Raw genomic sequence first — 9,557 nt, 5'->3', positions numbered from 1 at the left:
AAATATTAATCCTCCACCACCCCCTAATCCACCAACACCCCCTAATCCACCAACACCCCCTAATCCACCAATACCCCCTAATCCACCAACACCCCCTAATCCACCAATACCACAAATTATCCGTTTTGATGGACAGATAGATGGAGGTGATGAAGTTGTGAGAAATCGTGAAGACACAAGTTTCGTTTTTAAAGAAGATTATCTCTTAAATGCTAAACCAGGTACTCCATTAACAATCGATCTGACCAGTGCAAATAATGGTTTTGACCCCTTATTAGAAGTTTATCAACTTCCTCCAAATACTCCTGTGCTTGAGGTTAACCAACAAGCTATTTTAGTTGCAGCTAACGATAATAGTGGTGGTGGTGTTAATGCTAGAATTGGACCGGGAGTTCCATCAGATGTAACAACTTTTTCACCAGTAACCAATACTCCCATAAGTGTTCCTGCGGAGTTAACTTTAGCACCAGAGTTTCAATATCTGTTGCGCCTGACTTATACAGAGATACCTGATATTCCTTTTGGAGCTTTTTCCTTAAATGCAAGTGTCCCTGACGGTTTTATTAGTCTTGCTCCAGTCAGATTAGGAGTTACTGTGGCCGATCCAATTGTGGCAGGAAATCCCCCAATCAATGAGTTTTCTAATGGAGGAAGCTTTTTCTAACTACTTACAATAACCAGCAAACTTTGTGGGACACAACCTCACTGTGTCCCACAAAGTTTGAGGCAAGGACTCATATCAAATCCGGTTGAACACTTATTATATAGTTGGGGGGAGATGGGGAGTAGGGGAGTAGGGGAGATTGAAGGCTTGAAGTATAGTTATAAACATATACTATATAACCGGATTCCGTTTCTATATCATAATTGAAAATACTTCAGTACACCCTATCCCCCCATCTCCCCATCTCCCCATCCCCCCATCTTCCCATCTCCCCATCAATCTTTGGTAGCAAACATTAACATCTTTAAATATTATTTCTTATTATTGATGCAAAAATCAGCTTTTTGTGTTACACTGTAATACACAGTTGAGGAATAGTTAAAAAATCCAAAGTTTTTAGGTGGTATTTCTCAGGGAATGCTAATAAAAACTACAAACAGACCAATTATGATTGCCTTTTGTCAAATGTTGAGAATAGTTCGGTTATCTCTATGCTCTGAGAGTTGCCTCTTAGGAGCTGGTTGAGCCATTATCGATGTATAGGAAATAACTAAAATAATAATTTTACCAAAGTTTTGCGGAAATAGTGAAAGATAGATTGGAGTTAATCTAATCTGCTAGCAATTTTAAGGACAATAGGACTTACGCATGAACACTATTAGTAGGGTTTCTTACCAATAGCATAATGCACAGAAACCCTATATCTATTATTAGTGCCTAAGTCCTGGACAAATTAAAATTTCTACCGACAGGATGAACATTCCACCTTTAAATTTAGTCTAAACTTGTATTACAAAGAAGAAAGGCGGACTCATACTGAGTTTACTTTAGAAATAAAGTATAATTATTATCAATGTAAATAATGTAAAAATTAGATTTGCCTTATAAGTCCATTTGGCAAAGAAAAAAAGTTCCAACTATAAAATTTTCACCACTTGATGGCATTTGTGTAGGGATGGGAAAGCTGATTCTCATGTAGCTGTATCTTAAATTATTCCCATTGATAGGAATACACAATAACTACTGTGATATTTGAAATAAGGAGTTTATGAAAAAATGTCAACACTAAATCAAGAAAAGAAAACTCAAAAGACAAACAAATTAACTGCTAGCTCCTACTCCTCAATGGATACAGTTCGTACTTATCTACATGAGATTGGCCGTGTACCACTTCTGACTCGTGAGGAAGAAATTGTGTATGGCAAGAAAGTTAAGTACATGATGGAACTTTTGGAGTCGAAGGAAAAATTAGAAGAAAAGTTAGACAGAGCAGCAACTCAGCAAGAATGGGCAGAATATGTACAGTTAAGTGAAGAAGCGCTCAACCAAATAATTAAGCATGGTCGCCGTGCCAAGCAAAAAATGATTGAAGCTAATCTTCGCTTAGTAGTAGCGATCGCTAAAAAGTACCAAAAACGAAATATGGAATTCTTGGATCTGATTCAAGAAGGTACTTTAGGTTTAGAGCGAGGAGTGGAAAAGTTTGACCCCATGCGAGGTTACAAATTTTCTACTTATGCTTACTGGTGGATACGTCAAGCAATTACCAGAGCGATCGCACAACAAGCTCGTACTATTCGCTTACCTATTCATATTACTGAAAAGCTCAACAAAATCAAAAGAGTCCAGAGAGAACTAATTCAGAGCTTGGGTCGTACCCCAACTCCTTCTGAAATTGCTCAAGCTTTAGAATTAGAGCCTTCTCAAATTAGAGAATATCTCTTGATGGCCCGCCATCCTATATCGTTGGATTTACGAGTAGGAGATAATCAGGACACCGAACTGCAAGAACTTTTAGAGGACGAAGCATCTTCTCCAGATGACTATATTACTCGTGAGTTGTTGCGCCAGGACTTAAATACTCTACTAGGAGAATTGACCGATCAACAACGTCGTGTATTAATATTGCGTTTTGGTCTTGAGGATGGTAGAGAAATGTCCTTGGCTAAAGTGGGAGAGAGACTACAACTTAGTCGCGAGCGAGTCCGTCAACTAGAACATCAAGCTCTGGCCCATTTGCGTCGTCGTCAAGCTAAGGTGCGGGAATATGTCGCTAGTTAGGTATTAAAATCTGCCTAAAATTGATCCCTCTATTGTTAATACCAAATTTTGATTGTTCCTTGTAGAGATAGTTCTTTTTAATGATTATCTTTACAAGGATTTTTTTTGATTTATTATCTACCTTTAGTAACTATTGGAAGAAATAACTTTTGTTAACAGTTGAGAAACTAACACAATTTGTTAAAAGAATAGATTTTTATCCTTTTCTACAGATATGATAATGATGTAGATAATAATTAAGTAATATTCGTGATTTTTAGGTTAGTGGCGATCGCAAGCTACTTAGTATTGACCTATAGTACGGTAAATAGGCCAGTAGTACAGTATAAAACTATTTCTCTTAAATTTAAGGAAGAAAGGCCAAAGTTTTCTTCAAAAACAGATTATGATCATACATTGCTCGCTGATGGAATTCACCTTTTTGGTCAGTCTTCTCAGCCAGAGCAAATTCAGAATGAGTATTTTGTCTTTCAGCTAAAAAATGGTAAGGTAATAGGCGCTCTTTATTTACCCCATTCAGCTTTTTATTGCTTTTATGGATTTTATAAGCAAAATAGCTTAGATGTAAAAGTTGTAGATAGTTATGATAATAGTGCTTCTGACTACATAGTAGATTTAGAGAAATATTACCCAATAAATCAAGTTAGTGAGAATGATGCCAGGATATTAAATACTTGCCAAACTAACCATCAAAATTTGGCTTGGTAATTTGAAGAAGGCAGAAGGCAGAAGGCAGAAGGCAGAAGGCAGAAGGCAGAAGGGAAAATTGCTGTATAAAATTTCAACAAAAATGTACTTACTTACTTATACAGTAAATAGCTCAAAACTTCCCACACCTCCCACACCTCCCAAACCTCTCACACTTCCCACACTTCCCACTCCCTCTGTTGTTGGAGATGTCTAATACTCAATACCAGGTTGCGCCCTCACACCTTGCTCTCTAAAAGGATGCTTAATCATTTTCATTTCTGTAACTAAATCTGCTCTTTCAATTAATTCTGGAGGGGCACCCCTACCAGTAAGAATAACATGGGAATCTTCAGGTTTCTCCTCTAAGCCAGCCAACAAATCTTCTAACTTTAAATAACCCAATTTTAGACTAACATTAACTTCATCAAGTAATACTAATTTAAAATCTGGGTTGCGGATATAAGATAAAGCCAAATTCCAAGCTTCATAAACTTTCTGAATGTCGCGATCGCGGTCTTGAGTTTCCCAAGTAAACCCTTCACCTAAAGCATGAAAAGATATTTGTTCGCCCCATTTAGTAAAAACTGCTTTTTCTGCGGGTTCCCAAGCACCTTTAATAAATTGGATAATTGCCACTTGATAACCATGACCCAAGGAACGCATCACCATACCCAATGCTGCCGTAGTTTTGCCCTTACCGTTGCCAGTATTGACAACAATTAAGCCTTTTTCCCTAGCTGCTTGAGAAACTCGTTGTTCTTGTACTTCTTTGCGGCGCTGCATTTTCTGTTTGTATTGTTCGGGAGTTAGGGATGTCATTTCAGTTATCAGTTAACAGTTATCAGTGTACAAAGTAGCTTTTTATCATAATTAATCTTAATTTGTCAACTGAAGAAGGAAGAAGGAAGAAGGAAGAAGTGAAGAAGGAAGAAGACTTAATACCAAATTGATAAATGTTTGCTACAAATAGCTAGGGTATTTCTTAGGAGTCCTGACTCCTGACTCCTAACTGCCACTAAAATATTACAATGTAAACAGAATTGCTATACAGTATAAATTTCAAGAGAAAAAAAATTAGAGTCCAATGGATAATTTATTAGAGTTAAAATTTATAGTCCAGTAGGGTGCGTTACATTTCATTAACGCACCGCCTATTCCAGCTATTTGTGGTGGGTTAATAAAATTTAATGGAGTGCCTATTTCATCTATTTATGGTGCGTTAAGCTGTTTATTTTCATGTCGCACAGCAAAACATACCCTGCTATACTCAATAATTTATTTGGCTATATACTTATAATTTGCTGTCAATAAAGCTACATCAAAAGTAATGGAGCAGGTTAATAATTTATCTGAATTAATATCAGATTTTCCTGCTCCTAAACTACTCAGCTAACCCTAAATTTAGCTCTATAAATCAAGGTCGAAATCTACATCGCTGTCGTCATTACCATCAGCATTTTCTGCTGCATTGAGAGCTACACCAGTCAATCTCCTGGCTATACGACCAGCTTCTTCGCCGCCAACTTCTGAAGCTACAGCTCCTACTACAGAACTAACTCCAAAATTAAATAAAGAAGTTAAGAAGTTCATTAGATTATTCCTTAAATTGAACGATATTTTTTTCAGGATACCTGCCTCAATTTATGAGATGAGACTGGTATTAATTAGGTTAAGAGGCGATGGATTTTGTGGATTTTTTATCTGTTAAAATTAATCTCCAAAAAAGTTATCTACCTCTGGCATTAAGTCGTCATCATCACTGTTTGTTTCATCAACACCACAAGACTTTTGGTGGAAAAGACTATAATGGTGAAAATTATTGTGGTGAATATGACTTGGATGATAGAAAATTTCTCGGTCAAAATTAAATTCTGGTGGCATAATACCCCAAGTGTTTTTGACTGAAATTAGAGGTCTTCTTTGCCTCATATTTTTATATTAATTGCTGACTCTTTTTTTGTCTACAACTACTGAAATGGTGTCAGTATATCTGTTTTATTACTTCTTTTTTTTTGAGTGATATGGTATATCTGGAATTGAAAAAATAGTTTGTTTTTCATGGATGAACAAATATTTATTTCTCTATTTTAATTTCAAATAAAGACCTGAACCCCTGACCCTCTTCCAGGGAAAGTAAGGGAAAGGTCTTTACCCAGAAAATCAACTAAATACACTACTGTTCTGATTTTAAATGTCTTTCCATGATGTAAACTAAATCTGGCTGAATTTGTTTCCCTTCACCAATTAATTTACGGGCTAATATTGCTCCTAATTTTCTCACTGATAATGGTGGTTTGTTATGTTCATAGCGATAAAATTGACGCAGAGAAATACCAATCATTTTGGCAGCTTTTTCGTTTGTTATACCAAAACTAACTAATGCTTTGGGATTGAGATATTCGGCTGCCATAATTTGAGCAATTAAATCTTCTTTTGCCATAATTTGTTGAGACATTTTGACCTCCTAAAAAAGCATAGCATTTCTCTTTTGGATGAGGTAAACCTACGATCAATCCCCCTAAATCCCCCTTAGAAAGGGGGGACTTTGAAGTCCCCCCCTTTTCAAGGATCGAATATCTGTACCTCACAGATTTAAAGAATTGGGCGTTGCTTAATTGAAGTATGAATGCGCGATTGTTTGGTTCTAGTCAAGCCCCCTAAATCACCCAAAATTGGGGGAATTTTAGAGTTTTATTCCCCCCAAAAATTGGGGGGTTAGGGGGGCAAAATAATACCCAGAATTAGCAACGCCAGAATTGCTATATGACTTTTTGTCTGTATGAATTTAATAAGTCAATTAAAACTTGGGATATATACCCCGAAGCAAGGGCTTTGAGAAATTCCTGAAAGTATTGCTATAATTGACAAAACCTAACTTCGGGGAATAAAAAGTTTGGGGATTCCCCTAAGTTTCTTTCTTAAGGGAGTTGTGGATATGCCAAGAAAATCTAAAGGACCAAAAACTAAAGAAAAAGCCAAATTTTTATTGGAGGCTTTATTAGCATTTGCTAATCAGGAATTAACAGATTTATCTGGTGTCGAAATAGAGGCAGAATGGCAGGGTAATGCTGCTAATTTATTTGTCAAAACTAAACTGAAATATTTGGAAAGTCTGACCGAAAAATACAAAAATAATAGTCAAAAGTTGACTAAAGAAGAAATTAGAGAAGTGCTCAAACAACTGGCAGAATTTTTACAGATTTTGGATGATAAACGGGAAAAAACTCAGGGTGCATCAGAATGGAAGTTTGTGCTGAGGTTGTGGAGTACTGATAAGCAAAAAAATTTAGAAATTTTAGAGCAAGAGTGGGAGAAACGTAAGTCAAATTCTGGGGATGAGAAACAAACTAAGTCTGATGCTATCTTTCAAACTAAAAAATACTATATTCCTGGGGAGGAATATTTAAAAAATAAGGTTTTTGTGGGTAGGGAAAATGAACTTGCTGAACTCCACAAATTGCTAAAAAGTCATCAAAAGGTTGCTGTTGCTTCTGTTTCGGGAATGGGGGGTGTGGGTAAAACGGAACTTTCCCGTCGATACGCTCTTGCTCATAAGTCTGCTTACCCTGGTGGTATCTGTTGGTTGGAAGTACCTGCGGAGAATGTGGGTATTCAGATACTCAGGTTTGCTCAGAATAATCTCGGACTTATTCTACCGGAGGAGGAAGACTTACTGGGAAGGTTGCGCTACTGCTGGCAATATTGGTCTGAGGGGGAATCTCTGTTTGATATTTATGAGGGAACTGTTATTTTTGACGGTCAAGAAATGAAGGTTCCTGTTGTTGTTGGTGATGGAATACCAGAGATTATCATCGGTTTGCCTTGGTTAGAAGACAGGCGCTTGGTAGTCGATAAAAAAGCTGGTATTCTTACTTTACAGCGCTTTTCTGTTCTATAAATATTACAATTAGACCACAATAATAAGTAAATTAGAGAAGTGTAAAAATGGCTGCTAAGGATAAATTTCATGCTGTGGTTAGAATTGCTTTGGAAAAGGAGGAATGGCAGATAACCGACGATCCCCTGCTACTTCCAGTAGGCGGAACTAAATTGGAAATTGATTTAGGTGCAGAGCAACTATTCAGTTATCAGTTATCAGTTATCAGTTATCAGTGTCTCTAGCTGTTTGCGCAGCATGACCTAGGAAAGTATTCCGATTGAAATAGGGAACTTCTTTTTTTTATCCTCACCTGTGCTTGCTTATAATACTTTTTTTAAGCGGCAGGGTTTACGGTGCTGTAGAAAACTTGGTTCAATTAGTAGAAGAGGAAGATGAAAAACAGGAGAATGGATCAGGATTTAGGCAATAGCGATCGCTCTTTTTCAGTTATCAGCAGCTAGACACAGATTCGGGCCCGGATAAACGGATTAATTATTTTTCATCATCAGTGTATCCGTGGCAAAATTCGTGTCTAGCTCTGTTGTTGTTGCCGACAAAGTTCGACATTTTCTCGCACAATTTTAGTGTTAGGATGTTCCTGACCTAATGTTTGTTCAAACATATCCAACGCTTGTAGGTACAAAGGTTCAGCTTCGGAATATCTTCCTTGAGATTTATATAAACCTGCCAAGTTATTGAGGTGGGTGGCAAGGGATGGATGATTGGCAGGCAGAGCTATTTTGTGAATTTCTATAGCTTGTTGGAACAAAGGTTCTGCTTCCGAGTATCTCCCTTGAGATTCATATAATAAAGCCAGGTTGTTGAGGTCTCTGGCAAGGGATGGATGATTGGCAGGCAGGGCGATTTTGTTGATTTCTATGGCTTGTTGCAACAAAGGTTCCGCCTCCGAGTATCTACCTTGAGAATAATATAATAAAGCCAGGTTGTTGAGGTGGATGCCGAGTTTTGGATGATTGGCAGGCAGGGCGATTTTGTCGATTTCTATGGCTTGTTGGTACAATGGTTCCGCTTCCGAGTATCTGCCTTGAGATTCATATAAATTTGCCTGGTTGTTGAAAATAGATGCAAGGTATGGATGATTGGCAGGCAGGGCAATTTTGAAGATTTCTATGGCTTGTTGCAACAAAGGTTCCGCTTCCGAGTATCTCCCTTGAGATTCATATAATAAAGTCAGGTTGTTGAGGTAGGTGGCAAGATAAGGATGGTTAGCAAGCAAAGCGATTTTGGCAATTTCTATAGCTTTTTGGTACAAAGGTTCTGCTTCCAAGTATCTTCCTTGATAACGATATAATTCTGCCTGGTTGTTGAGGTGGATTGCAATATCTGGATGATTGGGAGGTAGGGCAATGTTGGCAATTTCTATAGCTTTTTGGTACAAAAGTTCCGCTTCCGAGTATCTCCCTTGATAACGATATAATTCTGCCTGGTTGCTGAAAGTGGACGCAAGATATGGATGATTAGCAGGCAGAGCTAATTTGAAGATTTCGATAGCTTGTTTGTACAATGGTTCTGCTGCTTCATATTTCCCTTGAAAATTATATAATAAAGCCAGGTTTTGGAGAGTTCTGGCAAGCTCTGGATGATTAGAAGGCAGGGCAATTTTGACAATTTCTATAGCTTGTTGGTACAAAGGTTCCGCTTCCGAATATCTCCCTTGAGATTGATATAATAAAGCCAGGTTGTTGAGGTGAGTGGCAATATCTCGATGGTTGGTAGGCAGTGCGATTTTGACAATTTCTATAGCTTGTTGGTACAAAGGTTCTGCTTCCGAGTATCTCCCTTGAGAATAATATAATAAAGCTAGGCCGTTGTAGACAGTCGCAACATCAGGATTATCTTTACCTAGCTGTTTTTCTGCTATTTCTCTGCCTTTGTCTAACCAAGGTTCTGCCTGTCGATAAAATCCTTGCTCTCGATAGAATGAACCTAATTTAGTAAAAGGAAAAATCAAATCATCATCACCCAAATACTCAGTCAAATGTTCCGCCACTTCCGTAATATGAGGAATATCAACCTCAACTTCCTGAACTTTCTCAAGTGTGATGTTCTCGGAAATTTTCCTCGCCGCCTCTACCAGTACCTGACAAAAACTACGTTTCCATTCCTCCACAGAGTCAAACTGCTGCAACTTACCCACCATAAACTTTCTAATCAGTGGATGTAACTGATAAATATCTTCATCCTTTCGTTCCAGCAAACTTAAATTCAACAACACATCATCTCGTATCTCCTGCAAATCTT

10 protein-coding genes and 1 pseudogene are annotated in these 9,557 nt (G+C 37.6%); 6 read left to right on the top strand and 5 right to left on the bottom strand.

Features of this window, described 5'->3' with window-relative positions; all coding sequences use genetic code 11:
- From F6K15_RS36410 to F6K15_RS36395, 4 genes and pseudogenes are all read left to right on the top strand, one after another.
- Positions 1 to 664 (top strand): annotated as a pseudogene (locus F6K15_RS36410) (hypothetical protein); the annotation flags it as partial.
- A 1,056-nt stretch (positions 665 to 1,720) separates the two neighbouring features.
- Complete coding sequence (locus F6K15_RS36405) at positions 1,721 to 2,725, top strand: RNA polymerase sigma factor, RpoD/SigA family (protein WP_293070794.1); 1,005 nt, start codon at positions 1,721 to 1,723, stop codon at positions 2,723 to 2,725.
- A gap of 249 nt (positions 2,726 to 2,974) precedes the next feature.
- Positions 2,975 to 3,433, top strand: a complete 459-nt coding sequence (locus tag F6K15_RS36400; RefSeq protein WP_293070792.1) for a hypothetical protein — start codon at positions 2,975 to 2,977, stop codon at positions 3,431 to 3,433.
- 1 nt (position 3,434) lies between these two features.
- Positions 3,435 to 3,629, top strand: a complete 195-nt coding sequence (locus tag F6K15_RS36395) for a hypothetical protein (RefSeq protein ID WP_293070790.1) — start codon at positions 3,435 to 3,437, stop codon at positions 3,627 to 3,629.
- On the opposite strand, the gene cobO is transcribed toward F6K15_RS36395, so the two are convergent.
- The 4 genes from cobO to F6K15_RS36375 all read right to left on the bottom strand — a co-directional run bounded on the left by cobO (position 3,626) and on the right by F6K15_RS36375 (position 5,870).
- Positions 3,626 to 4,234: a cob(I)yrinic acid a,c-diamide adenosyltransferase gene (cobO, locus tag F6K15_RS36390; RefSeq protein WP_293070788.1), complete on the bottom strand. Its 609-nt coding sequence runs from the start codon at positions 4,232 to 4,234 to the stop codon at positions 3,626 to 3,628. The two genes, F6K15_RS36395 and cobO, sit on opposite strands and share 4 nt — an antisense overlap.
- Before the next feature lie 588 nt (positions 4,235 to 4,822).
- The gene (locus tag F6K15_RS36385; RefSeq protein WP_293070786.1) at positions 4,823 to 5,005 is read right to left on the bottom strand and encodes a hypothetical protein; all 183 of its coding nucleotides are present in this window, start codon (positions 5,003 to 5,005) and stop codon (positions 4,823 to 4,825) included.
- A gap of 120 nt (positions 5,006 to 5,125) precedes the next feature.
- Entirely contained in the window at positions 5,126 to 5,344 is a 219-nt protein-coding gene (locus tag F6K15_RS36380; RefSeq protein WP_293070784.1) for a hypothetical protein, read from the bottom strand.
- 244 nt (positions 5,345 to 5,588) lie between these two features.
- Positions 5,589 to 5,870, bottom strand: coding sequence for a hypothetical protein (locus F6K15_RS36375; protein ID WP_293070782.1), 282 nt, complete (start codon positions 5,868 to 5,870; stop codon positions 5,589 to 5,591).
- Positions 5,871 to 6,350: 480 nt separating this feature from the next.
- Here F6K15_RS36375 and F6K15_RS36370 point away from each other — a divergent pair, with 480 nt between their 5' ends.
- Positions 6,351 to 7,313, top strand: a complete 963-nt coding sequence (locus F6K15_RS36370) for a hypothetical protein (protein ID WP_293070780.1) — start codon at positions 6,351 to 6,353, stop codon at positions 7,311 to 7,313.
- A gap of 47 nt (positions 7,314 to 7,360) precedes the next feature.
- On the top strand, positions 7,361 to 7,537 hold the full coding sequence (locus F6K15_RS36365) for an element excision factor XisH family protein (protein WP_293070778.1): 177 nt from the start codon (positions 7,361 to 7,363) through the stop codon (positions 7,535 to 7,537).
- 290 nt (positions 7,538 to 7,827) lie between these two features.
- On the opposite strand, the gene F6K15_RS36360 is transcribed toward F6K15_RS36365, so the two are convergent.
- Positions 7,828 to 9,557, bottom strand: a 1,730-nt coding sequence (locus tag F6K15_RS36360) for a tetratricopeptide repeat protein (protein WP_293070776.1), incomplete at its 5' end; no start/stop codon positions are given.

This window comes from Okeania sp. SIO2B3, from assembly GCF_010672525.1.
In the GTDB taxonomy this organism is placed as follows: domain Bacteria; phylum Cyanobacteriota; class Cyanobacteriia; order Cyanobacteriales; family Microcoleaceae; genus Okeania.
Note: the sequence above shows the minus strand (reverse complement) of the source record. Positions and strands in the feature narration are given on the sequence as shown.

Excerpts from the sequence above, each read along its gene's own strand:
- F6K15_RS36380 (WP_293070784.1), bottom strand. The coding sequence starts at position 5,344 with ATGAGGCAAAGAAGACCTCTAATTTCAGTCAAAAACACTTGGGGTATT.
- F6K15_RS36370 (WP_293070780.1), top strand. The coding sequence starts at position 6,351 with ATGCCAAGAAAATCTAAAGGACCAAAAACTAAAGAAAAAGCCAAATTT.
- F6K15_RS36385 (WP_293070786.1), bottom strand. The coding sequence starts at position 5,005 with ATGAACTTCTTAACTTCTTTATTTAATTTTGGAGTTAGTTCTGTAGTA.
- F6K15_RS36365 (WP_293070778.1), top strand. The coding sequence starts at position 7,361 with ATGGCTGCTAAGGATAAATTTCATGCTGTGGTTAGAATTGCTTTGGAA.
- cobO (WP_293070788.1), bottom strand. The coding sequence starts at position 4,234 with ATGACATCCCTAACTCCCGAACAATACAAACAGAAAATGCAGCGCCGC.
- F6K15_RS36375 (WP_293070782.1), bottom strand. The coding sequence starts at position 5,870 with ATGTCTCAACAAATTATGGCAAAAGAAGATTTAATTGCTCAAATTATG.
- F6K15_RS36405 (WP_293070794.1), top strand. The coding sequence starts at position 1,721 with ATGTCAACACTAAATCAAGAAAAGAAAACTCAAAAGACAAACAAATTA.